The sequence below is a fragment of the Streptomyces sp. G45 genome, from assembly GCF_049542095.1.
GTDB lineage: Bacteria > Actinomycetota > Actinomycetes > Streptomycetales > Streptomycetaceae > Streptomyces.
Genome location: NZ_JBMUZU010000002.1, coordinates 97,923 through 113,438, shown reverse-complemented (window position 1 = coordinate 113,438; position 15,516 = coordinate 97,923). Strand labels below are relative to the sequence as shown.

The 15,516-nt window shown below is 71.5% G+C and carries 15 protein-coding genes; 6 read left to right on the top strand and 9 right to left on the bottom strand.

Features of this window, described 5'->3' with window-relative positions; all coding sequences use genetic code 11:
• Positions 1–48: 48 nt before the first annotated feature.
• The 3 genes from ACOBQU_RS39430 to ACOBQU_RS39420 all read right to left on the bottom strand — a co-directional run bounded on the left by ACOBQU_RS39430 (position 49) and on the right by ACOBQU_RS39420 (position 3,360).
• Positions 49–936: a carbohydrate ABC transporter permease gene (locus ACOBQU_RS39430; RefSeq protein ID WP_423635255.1), complete on the bottom strand. Its 888-nt coding sequence runs from the start codon at positions 934–936 to the stop codon at positions 49–51.
• The gene (locus ACOBQU_RS39425) at positions 933–1,886 is read right to left on the bottom strand and encodes a carbohydrate ABC transporter permease (RefSeq protein ID WP_423635253.1); all 954 of its coding nucleotides are present in this window, start codon (positions 1,884–1,886) and stop codon (positions 933–935) included. The genes ACOBQU_RS39430 and ACOBQU_RS39425 overlap by 4 nt, the downstream gene beginning before the upstream one ends.
• A 187-nt stretch (positions 1,887–2,073) precedes the next feature.
• The gene (locus ACOBQU_RS39420) at positions 2,074–3,360 is read right to left on the bottom strand and encodes an extracellular solute-binding protein (RefSeq protein WP_423635251.1); all 1,287 of its coding nucleotides are present in this window, start codon (positions 3,358–3,360) and stop codon (positions 2,074–2,076) included.
• A gap of 325 nt (positions 3,361–3,685) precedes the next feature.
• Between ACOBQU_RS39420 and ACOBQU_RS39415 the strand changes: the two genes are divergently transcribed.
• Complete coding sequence (locus ACOBQU_RS39415; RefSeq protein ID WP_423635249.1) at positions 3,686–4,849, top strand: serine/threonine protein kinase; 1,164 nt, start codon at positions 3,686–3,688, stop codon at positions 4,847–4,849.
• A gap of 28 nt (positions 4,850–4,877) precedes the next feature.
• Positions 4,878–5,624 carry an HAD family hydrolase gene (locus ACOBQU_RS39410; protein WP_423635247.1) on the top strand — a complete coding sequence of 249 codons (747 nt, stop codon included), beginning with the start codon at positions 4,878–4,880 and terminating at the stop codon, positions 5,622–5,624.
• Here ACOBQU_RS39410 and ACOBQU_RS39405 read toward each other — a convergent pair.
• A complete protein-coding gene (locus ACOBQU_RS39405) occupies positions 5,557–7,041 on the bottom strand; it encodes a N,N-dimethylformamidase beta subunit family domain-containing protein (RefSeq protein ID WP_423635604.1) in 1,485 nt (494 codons plus the stop codon). The two genes, ACOBQU_RS39410 and ACOBQU_RS39405, sit on opposite strands and share 68 nt — an antisense overlap.
• Before the next feature lie 176 nt (positions 7,042–7,217).
• Between ACOBQU_RS39405 and ACOBQU_RS39400 the strand changes: the two genes are divergently transcribed.
• Together ACOBQU_RS39400 and ACOBQU_RS39395 are read left to right on the top strand one after the other, a co-directional pair.
• A complete protein-coding gene (locus ACOBQU_RS39400; protein WP_423635245.1) occupies positions 7,218–8,072 on the top strand; it encodes a class I SAM-dependent methyltransferase in 855 nt (284 codons plus the stop codon).
• A gap of 34 nt (positions 8,073–8,106) precedes the next feature.
• The gene (locus tag ACOBQU_RS39395) at positions 8,107–8,856 is read left to right on the top strand and encodes an N-acetyltransferase (RefSeq protein ID WP_423635243.1); all 750 of its coding nucleotides are present in this window, start codon (positions 8,107–8,109) and stop codon (positions 8,854–8,856) included.
• A gap of 202 nt (positions 8,857–9,058) precedes the next feature.
• Here the strand turns inward: ACOBQU_RS39395 and ACOBQU_RS39390 are convergent, their stop codons facing one another.
• The 4 genes from ACOBQU_RS39390 to ACOBQU_RS39375 form a co-directional block, all read right to left on the bottom strand.
• Positions 9,059–10,126: a hypothetical protein gene (locus tag ACOBQU_RS39390; RefSeq protein ID WP_423635241.1), complete on the bottom strand. Its 1,068-nt coding sequence runs from the start codon at positions 10,124–10,126 to the stop codon at positions 9,059–9,061.
• A 161-nt stretch (positions 10,127–10,287) separates the two neighbouring features.
• Positions 10,288–10,575 (bottom strand): hypothetical protein, encoded by a 288-nt coding sequence (locus tag ACOBQU_RS39385; RefSeq protein ID WP_423635239.1) that lies wholly within the window; start codon positions 10,573–10,575, stop codon positions 10,288–10,290.
• A 304-nt stretch (positions 10,576–10,879) separates the two neighbouring features.
• On the bottom strand, positions 10,880–11,533 hold the full coding sequence (locus ACOBQU_RS39380; protein ID WP_423635237.1) for a class I SAM-dependent DNA methyltransferase: 654 nt from the start codon (positions 11,531–11,533) through the stop codon (positions 10,880–10,882).
• Between the two features lie 94 nt (positions 11,534–11,627).
• Positions 11,628–12,443: an SAM hydrolase/SAM-dependent halogenase family protein gene (locus ACOBQU_RS39375; protein WP_423635235.1), complete on the bottom strand. Its 816-nt coding sequence runs from the start codon at positions 12,441–12,443 to the stop codon at positions 11,628–11,630.
• Positions 12,444–12,652: 209 nt separating this feature from the next.
• Here ACOBQU_RS39375 and ACOBQU_RS39370 point away from each other — a divergent pair, with 209 nt between their 5' ends.
• Entirely contained in the window at positions 12,653–13,726 is a 1,074-nt protein-coding gene (locus ACOBQU_RS39370) for a KR domain-containing protein (protein ID WP_423635233.1), read from the top strand.
• A gap of 50 nt (positions 13,727–13,776) precedes the next feature.
• Here ACOBQU_RS39370 and ACOBQU_RS39365 read toward each other — a convergent pair whose 3' ends face one another.
• Positions 13,777–14,646, bottom strand: a complete 870-nt coding sequence (locus tag ACOBQU_RS39365; protein WP_423635602.1) for a ScbA/BarX family gamma-butyrolactone biosynthesis protein — start codon at positions 14,644–14,646, stop codon at positions 13,777–13,779.
• A gap of 199 nt (positions 14,647–14,845) precedes the next feature.
• Here ACOBQU_RS39365 and ACOBQU_RS39360 point away from each other — a divergent pair, with 199 nt between their 5' ends.
• Positions 14,846–15,454, top strand: coding sequence for a ScbR family autoregulator-binding transcription factor (locus ACOBQU_RS39360; protein ID WP_423635231.1), 609 nt, complete (start codon positions 14,846–14,848; stop codon positions 15,452–15,454).
• Positions 15,455–15,516: the final 62 nt, after the last annotated feature.

The window sequence follows — 15,516 nt, the reverse complement described above, 5'->3', positions numbered from 1 at the left end:
GGATGAACGGGGTGTCGTCGGTGGACCGCCGTGCGTCCGGGGCAGGGCTCAGCCCTTGACGGCCCCGGTGGCGAGCCCAGCGGCGATCTTGCGCTGAAGCACCAGGAAGAAGACGACGACGGGCAGGGCGGTGAGCGTGGCTCCGGCCATCAGCCCGCCGTAGTCGGTGCCGAAGCTGGTCTGGAACGAGACCAGCCAGATGCTGACAGTCTGTTTCTCCGGAGTGGACAGCAGGACGTAGACGAGGACGTACTCGTTCCACGCCTGCACCATCGCGAACACCGAGGTGGCGATCAGGCCGGGCGCGAGCAGCGGGAACACGACGCGCGTGAACGCGCCGAGCCGCCCGCAGCCGTCGACCATCGCGGCCTCCTCCAGCTCCGCCGGAATGGCGGCGACGAAGCCGCGCAGCATCCACACGGTGAACGGCAGCGTGAAGACGAGGTAGGTGAGGACGACGCCGGTCAGGCTGTCGGTGAGGCCCGCGTCGTTGAGGAGCAGGTATACGGGGATGATGAGGGCCGACAGCGGGATCATCTGGACGGTGAGGATCACCACGACGAACGCCTTGCGCCCGGCGAAGCGGAACCGGGCCAGGGCGAACGCGGCGAGCGTGCCGACCACGAGCGAGGCGACGACGGTGCCGACGCCGATGACGACGCTGGAGCGGACGTTGGCCCAGAAGTTCTCCGAGCGCATCGCCCGCGAGAAGTTGTCCAGGGTGGGGGTGCTCGGCCAGAACTCCGGGGTCACGCTGAGGATGTCCGTCGCGGGCCGGAACGCCGTGAGGACCATCCAGTAGACGGGGAAGCCGAGGACGGCGGCCACCAGCAGGCCGAGCACGTCGTAGCGGCGGCGGGGCGGCCGCCCGGGCCGGGCGCCACGCCCCCGGTGCGGTCGGGTCCGGGGTCGTCTCGGTGCTTCCGTCCGTGTCACTCGGCCTCTCCCAGCCTCAGCATCTGCCGCAGGTACACCACGGCACCGACGAGCAGCAGGACCACGGTCACCACGGCGATGGCGGCCCCGGCGCTGTAGCGGTTGACGGCGAACGACTCGATGAACGAGTACACGCCGAGCAGGTAGTACTCGCGCTCGGGCTGGCCGCCGCGCATCAGCCAGACCTGGTTGAACACGCCGAAGTCCCAGATGGCGCTCAGCGTGGTGATGACCACGAACACCGGCTTCACGCAGGGGAAGGTGACATACCGGAACACCTGCGAGGGCCGGGCGCCGTCGATCACGGCGGCCTCCTCCAGCTCCGGCGGGATCTGCGCGAGCGCCGCCCGCAGACTGATCGCGGCGAACGGCAGCGCCCCCCACACGACCACCGCGGTGATCACGGCGAAGCCCTGCCAGGGGTCGGTGAACCAGTTGTGCCGGGACAGGTCGACGCCGGGCAGCCGCGAGAGCAGCCAGTTCATCACCCCGTAGTCCGCGTCGAACAGCCAGCGGAAGATGGCCGACGCCACCATCACGGGCATCGCCCACACCGCCACGAGCACCCCGGCGAGCACCGCCCGCACCCACGGCGACACCCGCCGCATCAGCAGCGCGATCAGCAGCCCGAGCACCATGGTGAGCGTCACGCACACCACGGTGAACAGCACCGTGCGCGCCACCACCGTCCAGAAGAACCCGTCGCCGAGGATCGTCCGGAACTGCTCGAAGCCCACCCAGGGCGGCGCCGCCCCGCTGAACAGCTCCTTGCGGGTCATGTCCTGGAAGGACAGGGTCACCATGTCGGCCAGCGGGTAGCCGAGGACCACCAGGAGCGCCAGCAGGGTCGGGGTGATCAGCAGATACGGCACCAGGGGGCGCGCCCGGCGCCGCAGCGCACCGGCGCGCCGGTCCTGCGGGGCCCGCCGGGCCGGGACGGTCTTGCGCACCGCACCAGTGTGCGCGCCGGGGACGCCTCGCCGGGCCGCCCCGACACGCCGTCCGCCTCCGCGCACCCCGCTCGGCCCACGCGCCGCGCCCGATCCGTCCACCGGGGCCCGGCCGCCGTCCGCGGTCCGCCCGTCCTCCAGGTCCGGCCCCTCCTCCAGGAGGGGCCGGTCCGCGTTCGGAACCGGATCAGCGCTCATTGATCACCGCGTCTATCCGGCGGTCCGCGTCGCGCGCCGCGTCCCGCACGGACGCCTTGCCCGTGGCGATCCGCTCCAGCATCTCGGGCAGGATGTTGGACTTCTCCACCGCCGTCCAGCCCGGGGCGAGCGGAGTGACCCAGCCGCGCGTCGCGGCCTTGGCGGCCGGGCCGTTGACGCCGCCCTTGGCGACGTCGGCGAGCTGGACGCTGTTGTTGGGCAGGGTGTTCACGGCGATCAGCTTCCGCTGGGACTTCCGGTCGGTGAAGATCCGGATCCAGTCCGTGGCGAGGTCCGCGTTCGGCGACTTCGCGGGCACCGCCAGGGTGGACCCGCCGAGGAACGGCGGCAGCGGCTTCCCCGACGGGCCGGGGAAGGCGAACGTGCCGAACTTGCCCTTCAGGCCGGGGTTGCCGCCGGACCGGGGGTCGGCGGCGGCCTGCGCCTCCCAGGTGTTGCCGTAGAAGACGCCCACCTTGCCCTGGCCGACGACGGCGGGCTGGTCGCCGTTGTCCTTGGCCCGGTCGCCCACGTAGTACTCGTCGAGGAGCTTCTTCCAGGTGGTCAGGCCCTCGACGGACTTCGGCGAGGAGAGCGCGCCGCGCCAGCGGCCGTCCTTCTCCACCGCCATCTCGCCGCCCGCGTCCTTCACGAAGGCCATCGCCGCGTACCAGTAGCGGCCCGGCATGTAGAACGCCGAGAACCGCGGGTCCTTGGCGCCGAACTTCTCCTTCAGCTTGTCGAGGTCGTCGATCAGCCCCTCGTAGCTGTCGTCGGGGCGGTCCAGGCCCGCCTGCTTGTAGTAGTCGGTGCGGTAGACGCCGACCCGCGCGCCCACGTAGTACGGCACGCAGTACGTCTTGCCCTCGTGGCGACAGGCGTCGCCGAGCGCGGGCAGCCACTCCTTGTGGTGGTCGAACTTCTTCGCGTCCACGGGCGCGAAGGCGTCGTTGACGATGTAGTTGGTCGTCTCGCTGTTGCCCATCTCCACCACGTCGGGCACGTTCCGCCCGGCGAGGACCGCGTCGAGCTTCTGGTTCTTCGTCGTCCACTGCTGGTACTGGACCTCGACCTTCACGCCCGGGTGCTCCTTGCGGAACCGGGCGTTGGCCTCCGCGACCAGGCCCGGCCAGCTCTCCCTGGCGTCCACGGCGAGCCACACCGTCAGCTTGTCGGCGTCCTTGCCGCCGCCGGAGGAGCCGGAGCCGCACCCCGCCGCCGTGAGCACGAGGAGCGCCCCCAGGACCAGGGGCCGGATGGGCATGCGTAGTGCCATCGGATTCCTCCATGCAGGTGCGTCGGGGCGGGTGGGGCGCGTGGGGGGCGGCGACGGTATGAGTCCCTACCCAGCTGGCCCCAACTCCTCGCTCGGCAGAGGGATTTCGGCCGGAAGAAGGCGGTGGTCCAGACCTCTTGAACGGTGTCGCGCACCGCTGGACTGCACGAACACCGTACGGCACGGAAAACGACAGGGCCGTACTCCCGCCACGCTGACGCGAACACGACGGTGCGTGACCGGGCCGCCCTTGACGGTGATCAGTGCGGTGCCGCAGTTTTGCCCCCAGCGGCACTGCCGCGACTTCCGAACGAAGGGTTTGTACGTGACCGAGCAGAGGACGACCGAACCCGACACCTCCGCCCGCCCCGTGCGGGTCAACTCCTGGAACGGCTGGGACCCGCTGCGCCACGTGATCGTCGGCCGCGCGGAAGGCACCGTCGTCCAGGCCCCCGAGCACGCGGTGCGCCGGGACTACCCCGACGACGGCTTCCCGCTGGGCACGCACGGTCCGATGCCCGCCGACATGGTCGCCGAGGCGGAGCAGCAGCTCGACGACTTCGCGGACATGCTGCGACGGCGCGGCATCCGCGTGGACCGGCCCACCCCCATCGACTTCACCCAGCAGGTGAGCACCCCGGAGTGGACGCACGACTCCATGTTCGGCTGCATGCCACCGCGGGACCTGCTGCTCACGGTCGGCAACGAGGTCCTCGAAGCGACCATGTCGTACCGCAGCCGCTGGTTCGAGTACCTGTGCTACCGGCCGATCCTGCAGGACCTGTTCGACAGCGACGACCGCATGCGCTGGGAGGCCGCCCCCAAGCCCCGCCTCACCGACGCCTCCTACAACACCACCTTCTGGGACACCTACAACGACCTGCCCACCGAGGAGCAGCTCGCCCGGGTCCGCGACTACGACCTGGTCCTCACCGAGGCCGAGCCGCTCTTCGACGCCGCCGACGTGGCCCGCTTCGGCAAGGACCTCTTCGTCCAGCTGTCGTTCGTCACCAACAAGAGCGGCTACGACTGGCTGCGCCGCCACTTCCCCGACCACCGGGTGCACGCGGTGACCTCCACCAACACCCACCCGCTGCACATCGACGCCACCTGGGTGCCGCTGCGCCCCGGCCTCGTCCTGCACTGCGGGGAGCGGCTGGCGGACGCCGAGCTGATGGAGTTCTTCAAGCTCAACGACTGGGAGATCGTCGAGGCCGTCCAGCCCGCGAGCTGGGACCACCCGCCGAAGCTGTCGTTCTGCAGCCCCTGGCTCGCCGGGAACATGCTCAACCTCGACGAGAACACCCTGTGCATCGAGGAGAGCGAGGTGCGGCTCTCGGAGCAGCTGGCGGGCTACGGCTTCGAGATCGTCCCGGTCCCGTTCCGCGCGGTCGGCCCCTTCGGCGGCGGACTGCACTGCGCCACCGTCGACATCGAACGGGAGGGGTCCCTCCAGGACTACTTCCCCCGCAGGTACGGCCGCTTCTAGGCGGACCGGCAGGCAAGGAGACGCACCGGTGCTGCCGGACGGAACAGGTGCCGTGGTCTTCGACTTCTACGGCACCCTCGTACGCATGGTGGACCCGCTGCCGCCCGACCACCAGGGCATCTTCGCCCGCCGGGGCCTCACCGCCCAGGGGGAGCTGTGGGGCGACCAGTGGTCGGTGGGCCCCGGCGAAGGCGAGGACCACCGGGAGCACTCGGCGGACGAGGAGACGTACACGGCGTGGGAACGGGACCGGCTGCGCCGCCGGGCCCGCTCCTGCGGCGTGCCCGAGGAGGACCTTGAGGACCTGGTCGACGAACTCGACCGGGCGATGAAGGCCGTCCACCTGGAACTCTTCCCCGACGCGCCGGACGTCCTGAAGGCCCTGCGGGAGCGGGGCCTGCTCATCGGCGTGTGCTCCAACTGGTTCTGGAACCTGCGGGAGCGGATCGCGGAGACCGGCCTCGCCGACGCCGTGGACGTGGTCGTCGGCTCGGCGCAGGCGGGCGCCCGCAAACCGCACCCGCTGATCTACCGCACCCTCCTGGAGCGCTGCGCGCTGCCGCCCCACCAGGTGCTGTTCGTGGGCGACATGTGGACGCCCGACGTGCTCGGCCCGCTGGCCGCGGGCATGCGGGCCGTCCACGTGGCCCGCCCCGACCGGGCGGTGGCGGGCGCCGAGCCGCCCCTGCCCGCCGGGGCGGCACGCGTCAGCGGCCTCGGGGAGCTGCTGACCGGGGCGAGCGGTGGCGCAGCCGGTCCAGGAGGTTACGGGTGACCCGCGTGACCGCCGGATCCTGCTCGTGCCCGCACACCACCGGCCAGTCCGTGGTCCCGGCGGTGAACACCGTGCCACCGGCGGTGTACAGCCCCATGGTGGCGGCGCGCGGACTGGTGACGGAGGACTCGCGCACCGGGCCGTTCCAGTGCCCCCACTTGAAGTGGTGGAAATCCTCGTGCACCGGTTCGAGGACATACAGGCCGAGAATCAGGAAGGAGTTCGGAGTTCCGTCCTCTCCGGTGGCGCGGGCGATTCCGTCCTCGTCATAGGAGAAGGCGGCGCCATCGCACTCGTACCCGATCAGCGGAGTTCCGGCGCCGAGCCGGTCGGGAATCCCTCCCCGCGATCCGTCGCGCAGCCCCGTCCCCTCGTAGATCCAGTGGTCGGCGTGCTGCACGGTGTATCCGGCGCGAGGGCGGTCGCCGGGCCATTGGGTGGCGGGCCACATTCCGCCGTTGCGGAAACTCACCCCGGTCAGCGAGTTCTCCGGGCGCCCGACGCCGTCGGGTGGGGGAGCCCACCACTGGTCGGTCGCGGGAAGGTGCGGATATTCCGTGCCGACATGGTGGTCGGTATCGGAGACGAACGCCGTGCCGTCATCCGTCAGATGGACCCGCCACCAGCAGGCGTTGGCGCTGAGGAAAGCGATGTTCCCGCCGTCGCGGACGAATTCCTCCGCGTGGGCGCGCATCGCCTCGCTCCAGTACTCGTCGTGCCCGACGCTCAGCAGCAGGTCGTACGAGGCGAGGAGGCCGGGGTCGGCGTGCAGGTCGAGGTCCGTGCAGTACTCCACCGGATAGCCGTGGCGCTCCAGCCAGCCGACGAACGGCGCGTCCCAGTAGGCCAGGTCGATGACGCCGCCGGGCCGGTGGAAGCTCACCTTGTGCCCGCGCGGCACGCCCGCCGCGCCGGGCCCGTACACGGGGTGGTCGTACAGGCTCGCGCCCCGGTCCGCGCCGGGCCCATCCGCGCGGTTGTAGGCGTGCCGCGTGAAGGTGGACTTCTTGTAGAGGATGCGCGAGACCGTACCGGGAACGCGGGGGCGTACGACGAAGAATTCCCGCGCGGGCCCTTCCAGACGCGCCAGGTCGAGCAGCGGCGGATCGTCCGCGCGACCGGGCCCGCACTCCACGAATTCCACGAGGTGAATTCCCGGCTCCCACGCGTCGGGCACGGGAACGCGCAGCGAAGGCCAATCCCAGTCGGCGGCCGGGGACGCCACGCCGGGTAACCCGTCGGGATGCCCAGGAACGTCGTACAAGGACCCCGCGTACTCACCCGAATCGCCAACGAAGGCCAAGGTGCGGCCCAACCGATAGAAACGCAGCCGAAAACGACGGGAATCAGTGGATACATGCACCACCAATTCACCACCCACGGTGACGCTTTCACATCCGACATAACCCTCGATCATGCGGCTCATGCTAGACAGCGGCCCCCACGACGACAACGCACGGCCAACCAGCCATTCCCGTCTCGTTTTCGGACACGGGAGGCGCTTTTTGAATCGCTGACGCCCCTTCTGGGTAAGGCGAGGTCCGGCAGGAGAAGCAGAAGAACGAGCCGTCCGCCCACCACTGGGGGAAGAGCATGAGCGGTGAATTCCGGGTACGGGAACTGATGCTGGGAATCCAGGGACTCGCCCTGCTGCGCCACGCGGTGGACGGCGACGACGCCTTCCTGCGCGAGCGCGTGGCCGACATCCGCCGCCTCGCCCTCGCGGACGCGCAGGACGAGGACCTGCCCGACGGCGGAGCCGCCGTCAGCGAACTCGACGCGGCCGCCGGGTACGCGGCCTGGTCGGCGGTGTACGACTCGCTGCCCAGCTCCTACATCGAGGTCGAGGAGCCGGTCGTCGACACCATCCTGGACGGCCTCGCGCCCGGCGTCGCCCTGGACGCCGCCTGCGGCACCGGACGCCAGACCCGCAGGCTGGCCCGGCGCGGCCACCGGGTGATCGGCGTGGACCAGTCACCGGAGATGCTCGCCAAGGCCCGCGCGAACACGCCCGAGGCCACCTTCCACGTCGGCCGCCTGGAGCGGCTGCCCCTCGACGACGACTCCGTGGACCTCGCCGTCTGCGCGCTCGCCATGACCCACCTGCCCGACCTCACCACCGGCGCCGCCGAACTCGCCCGCGTGGTGCGGCCCGGCGGGCGGATCGTCGTGACCGACCTGCACCCGTTCGTCATCGCCCTCCAGGGCCAGTGCCTGTTCGTCAGCGGCTCCGACGAACTCGCCTTCGTCCGCAACCACGTCCACCTGCCCGGCCGCTACCTGGAGGCGTTCGGCCGGGCCGGGCTGCGCGTGCGCGCCTGCCACGAGCCTCTGTTCAACGGCCGCCTCGCGCCCGGCGGCTACGAGGAGGTCATCGCCGACGCGTCCCGCGCCGCCTGGGACGGCCTGCCCATCGTCATCGTCTGGGACCTGGAAGTCCCCGCGTAGCCCTTCGCAGACCCGGAGAAAGGAACCGGACCCGATGGCCCTGGCCCTCGTCCGCCACAGCGAACACCCCGAGCTGTGGGACCGCATCCCCGAACGCTTCGCGGGCGTCGTGCCCGAGTACAACCTCCACGGCGACATCAACGGCGACTACTGGCACCGCCTGTTCGACGACTTCCCCGAGTTCCAGTTCCTCCTCTACGACGACGAGCGCGACGTCATCGCCGGAGCAGGCCGCTCCCTGCCCCGCACCTGGGACGGCACGCCGGGCGACCTCGGCCCCGGCCTCGACGACTCCATCGCCCGGGCCTTCGCCGACCGCGACGCCGGACGCGCCCCCGGCGCGCTGTGCGCCCTCGGCATCGAGGTCGCCGAGGACCACCAGGGCCAGGGCCTGTCCAAGGTCCTCCTCGACGGTATGACGGACACCGCCCGGCGCGCCGGACTCGCCACCGTCCTGGTCCCCGTCCGCCCCACCTGGAAGGAGCGCTACCCCCTCGCCCCCATCGAGCGCTACGCGGCCTGGACCCGCGACGACGGCACCCCCTTCGACCCCTGGATCCGCACCCAGGTGGGCGCGGGCGGCACCATCGCCGCGGCCTCCGCCCACTCCTCCCGCATCACCGGCACGGTCGCCGAGTGGGAGTCCTGGACGGACATGGCCTTCCCCGAGGACGGCGACTACGTCTTCCCCCACGGCCTGGCCCCCCTGCACGTGGACCGGGACGCGGACCTGTGCACGTACTGGGAGCCGGGGGTGTGGATCACGCACGGGGTGGGTTCTTAGGGGGCGTCAGGGGCGCGACTAGGAACCGCCGGTGCGAGGAGCGCCCCAAAGGGGCGCGGGGAACTGCGCGACAAGCCACGACGGCGCGGCAGCCGAACGACGGCATCGCGCGGCAGAACGCCCCGGCGGCGCGGCGGCGCGGCGGCCTGGCGGCACGGCACAGCCCGGCGACCCGGCACAGCGGCAGCGCCCCCGCGGAGCGTCACCCCATCGCCTCCCCCACCCGCACCGCACTCTCCGCCAACGCCGCCATCGCCCGCACCTCCGCGGCCCCCGCCTCCGGCCGCCGCTCCGGCGGCAACCCGGCGGGCCCGGCGGTAGCCAGGGCCGACCGCCGCATCCGGTCGAGCGCGCCCTCCGGCAACCCGGCGAGGGCGGCCCCGACGCGGCGACGGGCGGCGGCGGCCTGGTGCCCGAGCAGCAGGCAGTGCGTCCACAGCTCCTCGGCGAAGGCCCGCCCGAACGGCGCGGCCACCGCGGCCGCCAGCTCCTCCGGCATGTGGGCGGCGCGCGCGGCGTCCACGCCCGCCTCGGTGAGCCCGGTCGCGGGCAGCGCCTCACGCCACGGGTGGTGCCCGCGCCCGCCGTCGGCGCCCCGCTCCTGGCCGGGCAGCCGGATGAACCCCTCTCCGTACCGCATGTAGGGCACCCAGCCGGGGTCCTCAAGGACGGGCCCGTGGGCGAGCAGCGGCTCGGCGTCGGCGGCGGACGTGGGGCAGACGGCGAGCCGGATGCCCTGCGCGGCATGGCCGTTGATGCTGCTGGTGCCGATGTGCTCGACGATGTTCGGCACCGCGAGCAGCGCCATCCTGCCGCGGCCGCGGAAGAAGACCGAGAACAGCTCGTCGTCGTGCCGCTCGGCGCTGTCCTTCGCGTACGAGCGGAACGCGGCGGCCGTCGCGACCGGCAGGCACACCGCGAGGGACGGCGTGAACTCGTCGGGCACGGCCCGCACCCAGCAGGCGCCCGCGAGCGCCGCGAGCCGCGCGGCGCCGCCGTTGCGGGCGTGCCAGTTGGTGTAGTACACCAGCGCCTCGTCGGGGAACCGGGCGGCGGCGTCGGCCACGATCCGGCGCAGCTCGGGGGGCGCCTCGACGTCGTCCTGCACCACCAGGTGGTGGCTGGCCCCGGCCCCGGCGGCCGACCAGGCGACGAGCGCGGTGCGCAGCGCGGAGGGCGGTCCCTGCGGATCGGGGTCCACGGCGAGGCCGTCGAGCCCCAGCCGGTCCGCGAGGTCCCGCGCCTGCGCGAGGCGCACGGGATGGGTCATGACGGCCGAACTCACCCGGGTCCCGCCCGTCTGAGGCCCGCCGGTCTGAGTCCTGGTCACCTCGGTCACAATGCGCTCCTCGCGCTCCTCGACACACGGCCGCCGATCATGCTCGCAAGCAGGGGCGCCCGGCGCGGGGCCGAACCAGGAGTTTGGCCGGATCAGGGGCGGTAACGACCGGCCCAGTGCGTACGGGCGAGGGGCTCGCCCTCGGTGGAGAACCGCACGGCACGCTGGCGACAGGAAGCGGAAGCGTCGCCGCCGCACCCGCCCGGGGCCTTGCGGCGCAGCAGCAGCACCGCCACGACGACCCAGTACAGGGCGAGGAGACCGTCGGCGTACAGGGCGACGGCCCCGCGTGGCTCGGCCACGCCGTGCACGGCCGTCACCGCGAGGGCCAACACGGCGGTGGCGGCCGCGAACAACAGATAGCGCAGAGATCGCCGCACCGTGGATACCCCTCGTCCATGCACCGCTTCCAAGACTTCCGAGAAGTGAACGGCAGATGACACTCCTTTGTGACGGCTCAATCCGGTCACTTTTGTCAGGGCCGCGACAGATCGTCGAGGGCGCGCCGAGGTCCCGGCCGGACCCGGGAGCGAGCGACCGAAGCGACCCAAGCGACCCAGCGCGGAAGTCGTGCGGGACGAGCCAGGGAGCAGCCTGCCCCGTTCACGGCTCAACCACGCCACCTGTCCGGGACGGACCGGTGCGGCGGGCCGCCGCGCCCGGGGCGCGACGGCCTCGGGCGGTTCAGCGCGGGCCGTCGGGGAGCTGAAGGGTCCAGTAGTGCGCCTGCTGATGGCCCAGGTAGGTGTGGTCGGGCAGGCAGTCGCGCACATGGACGTGCCCGTCGGCGGCCAGCGCTTCGAGGTGCGCGGTGAAGGGGGTGTCCGCCAGATAGCGGCTGCTCGTCGTCATGAGGACGAGACCGCCGGGCCGGGTGACCCGCAGCAGCCCCTCGACGGCGCTCGGCCGTACATGCCCCGTGGTGAAGACGCCCAGACAGACCGTGACGTCGAAGGTGTCGGCCGCGAACTCGCGCAGGCCGCCGTCCAGGTTCACGCCGCTGGCCAGAATCCGGTAGGCCCCGGTCCGGGACGCCTCGGTGACCATGGCGTGGTTGAGGTCGAAGCCGTCCAGCGCGGTCGCGCCGCGCGCCACGAGCAGGGGCCCGACGAGCCCGGTCCCGCACCCGGCGTCCAGGACGGAGACGGCTTCCTGCCCGGGCAGGTGCTTGGCCACCGCCCGCGCGAAGAGGTCGGCCATCACGTGTGGACCCTGGTAGCCGAGGTTGTGCGCGTCCTGGTCGTAGGTGCTGGCCCAGTCGCCGTAGTAGGAGTCCAGTCGGCTGGCGTCGCCGTCGAACTGGTGTGACTTGTCGAGGATGGTGCGGCTTTCCGTCATGCGACACGCTCCGGGGAAGTTCCGCGTCGGGTGGTCCACGGCCCGTCGCGGCCCGGACCGTGACCGCCGGGCCACGGTCCGGGCCGCGGTCCCGTCAGGCCACGCTCAGGGTGAGGGTCGCGCCCTGGCCGATGCCGTACTTGTCGAGGAAGCTGCCCTGGTTGAGCCCGAGGGCGACCGTGCCGCGGCTGTTGGTGTACACCAGCGGCTCACCTATGCCAACCTTGCCGAAGGTGGCGTGGTACGGCAGTTGCAGGGTGACGTCACCGGAGACGAGCTGGAGCGTCTTTCCCTCCAGCTCGCCGCCGCCGGACACCGCGTCCAAAGTGATGTTGGTCCACACGTTGCCGAACGCCTTGTCGATGCGGGTGACCTCGCCGAGCACGGAGCCGTCCGCCTGCCGGACGGCGTCGGTGGTGGGCAGCCGCACCAGGTCGGCGAGGTCCAGGCGGGGGCCCACCGCGGACGGGTCCACGCCCGCCGCGAGGTGCGCGGCGCAGGCGACGACGACGTCCTTGCCATACCAGGTCGGCTCCACCGGCTGGTTCATGACGTCCGGCGAGGTGACCTCCCACGCCTCCACGGCCGGGACGGCGCCCAGGGCCCAGGTCAGCAGGCCGTTGTTGGGGGCGACGATGAGCTGGCCCTTCTCGTTGCGGACCACGACGGTCCGGGTCGAGGTGCCGGTCTCCGGGTACACGTACGCGCAGATGACGGTGTTGGCGGGGAAGCTCTTCGGCACGTCCAGGAGGTACTGGCCGCCCTCGCGCACGTCGAACGGCGTGACCTGGTGGGTGATGTCGGTGATGGTGACACCGGGGGCGATGGTGTGGATGAGTCCCTTGCCCAGGGCGTGCGCCTCGTCGTGGGAGCCGATGTCTGACAGATAAGCAATGATGGGGTTCTCCACCGATCCGACCTTCCGTCGTGTGATTCCCGATTGACCTCCCTCATCATTCTTCGGCGGGCTCGCGCCGGACAATTCGCAGCGGGGCACAAACACCGATGTGCCTTTTGGTGCACATCGGTTGGGACATCCGGCCAGAATCACCGGAACGGTTTTCCCGAACCGGTAGAAGGGTCGTTTTCCGCTCGGCTTCCGGCTCGTACGGTGGCCGCATGAGCAATGTGATGATCATCGGCATGGGAGACATGGGCGAACGCCTCGCCACCGGTCTCGCCGCCCAGGGCAGGACCACCCGGCTCACCCTGGTCGGCCGTTCGCCTCAGCGACTCGCGGACACGGCCGCGTGCGTGGCCAGCCAGACCGACTGCTTCGTGGAACCGGTCGTCGCCGACGTGCTGCGCCGCGACGACCTCGCCGAAGCCCTCGACCGGCACCGCCCCGACCTCGTGGTGCAGTGCGCCTCGTCGCAGAGCCCCTGGGCGCTGTTCGGGCGGACGGACGCGGCGGCCCGGGCCGTGAACGGGGCGGGACTCGCGCTGCGCCTGCCCTATCAACTCCCGCCCGTCGTCTCGGTCATGAGGGCGGTGCGGGACGCCGGGTATCCGGGCCCCGTCGCTAACCTTTCCTTCCCGGACGTGGTGGGCCCGATCCTCAGGCCGCTCGGCCTGGCCCCGACCCTGGGCCTCGGCAACGCGGGAATCATGCTCCGCCGGGTACGCACCGCGCTGCGTATGTCCGCGCCCACCGGGAAACTGCCGCTCGTGCGCATCGTCGGCCACCACGCGCAGGTTTTCGGAGTGATGCAGGCGAATGAACCAGCCGATGCCAACGACCGATGCCGGGTCTATCTCGGAGCGGAGGGAAAGCGCCGGGATTCCCTCGCCTATCGCGCGCCCTCGCTCGCGCCGGGACGCATTTACAACCGTGTCACGGCGGCCGCGACACTGCCCGTTCTGGAGGCACTCCTCGGGGGAGGCGAGCCGCTGCACTGGTCGGTGCCCGCTCCGGCCGGACTTCCGGGCGGCTATCCGGTGCGGATCACCGACGGGCAGGTGACGCTCGACCTGCCGCCCGGGCAGTCCCTGGAGGAGGCCGTCTCCTTCAACGAGCGGCTGGCGCGGCAGGACGGGGTCGAGCGCGTCGAGGACGACGGCACCGTCCACTTCACCGAGGCCTGCCGCGCCGCCGTGGCGGACATCGCCCCCGAACTCGCCGACCCGCTACCGCTCGACGGGCTCACCGAGCGCGCCAAGCACCTCGACGAGCTGCTCGGGCAGGATCGCTGACAAGGCGTCAGGTCGGCTTGGGGTGCAGGACGGAGCGGGCGGCGGGGGTGTCAGCGGCGCGTGACGAGCTCGGTGGTGAAGACGGTCCGCCCGCGCTGGGTGCCGACCAGGCTGGTGTGGCCGACGTCGGGGTGGGGCCACGCCAGGGGAGTGGCCCGGACCAGGCAGGGCGCGTCCAGCTCGACATAGCGGTCGAACTGGGTGCGGGTCGTCGTGGGGGTGATCGGATCGGGTCCCGCCATGCACTGGGCCGCCTGGTGGGCGGCCTCCAGCATGAGCAGGCCGGGCACGTGGTCGTGCGGGTGGTCGAACAGCTGCGCGTGGCCGGGGTCCACGCGCAGCCGCCACACGTACGGTTCGGAGGTGTGGGAGAGCACGACGTCGTGCGCGCGGGCGCGGCCCGCGACGGCGCTCGGCAGCGGGGCCGACGGCGGGAGGGCGGCGGCCGTGCACGCCTTGGCGTCGGCGTACCGCCCGCGCAGCCGGTCGTACAGGGCCGGGGCGTGGGCCGAGTAGCGGATGTGCGCCGCGCCGAGCGGCTCGCCGCCGCGGGTGGCGCGGATCCTGGCCGCCAGCTTGACCGTTCGGCGCGTCGGGCGCAGGTCGGGCACGGTCAGGTCGACCGTCAGCTGCACCTCGGGGTCCGAGCCCACGCGCAGCGCCGACGGGTTGACGGTCGTGGCGCTGTACTCCCAGCCCAGCCGGTAGGCCAGCGGGATGCCGTGCGCCGTGTTGGTCAGCAGGCTCAGGGCCTGGCGGACGGTCTCGGTGAACAGCTGCGGGCTGTAGGCGGACCGGTCCGCGCGGGGTATGTAGAAGGGGTGGTCCTGCGGCCAGGTCGCGGTTAATCGGTGCGTGGTGCCCGAGAGTCGGCTCCAGCCCGTGATCAGTATCTCGGACGGCACTGTCTTGCGGACCAGGCTGCCGGGAACCTTGCCGGTGGCGCCTTGGTGGGGGGAACGCGGTCACTGGTCTGGACGGGCATACGGAGTCTCTCCTCGAAGGTAGGCAGAGGCGTACGTGTGCGGACAGGCGTGTCCTGGGGGGTGGGGGGAGCAGCGACCCTTCTGGCAAGATAGTGATTATTATTTTTTCTGTCGAGGGTGAAGCGAGAACGACATGCCACCAGAGCCACGGCAAGCCAGGGCGATCGAGACGCGTGCCGCCATCCTCCAGGCGGGGAGCGAGGAGTTCGCCGAGCGAGGCTATGCGGGTGCGAAGGTAGCCGACATCGCCGGTCGGGCGGGGCTCACGCTGGGAGCCCTGTACTTCCACTTCAGGTCCAAGGCCGACCTGGCCAGGGCCATCGTGCTCGCCCAGCCCAACCGCGTGGCGCGCCCCGAAGGCGCCACCGGTCTCCAGCGCGTGGTGAGCCTGACGACGGGGTGGGCGCGCCAACTCCAGGACGACGTGGTGCTGTTGGCCGGTGCCCGCCTGGTCATGGAACAGGACTTGTTCGCGGGTTCGCAGGAGAATTCTCACACGCAATGGATAATGATCATCGAGGAGGACCTGAGCAGCGCGCACAAGGCCGGTGAGCTCTACGACCACGTTGACATCCACGCCCTGGCCCGACTGATCGTCAACGCCTGTACGGGCGCGCAGATGCAGGCCCAGCTGGAGACCGATCGGCGTGATCTGCCCGCCCGTGTCGCCGAGATGTGGCACTGTCTGCTGCCAGCGATCGTTCCCCCGGAGGTGGCAGCCACGGTGGATCTGGGCGCGTAGCGAGGTACATCCGCATAGGGAACCGAGTCCGCAGGGGGCGGTGCCATGGAGACAGCATCGGA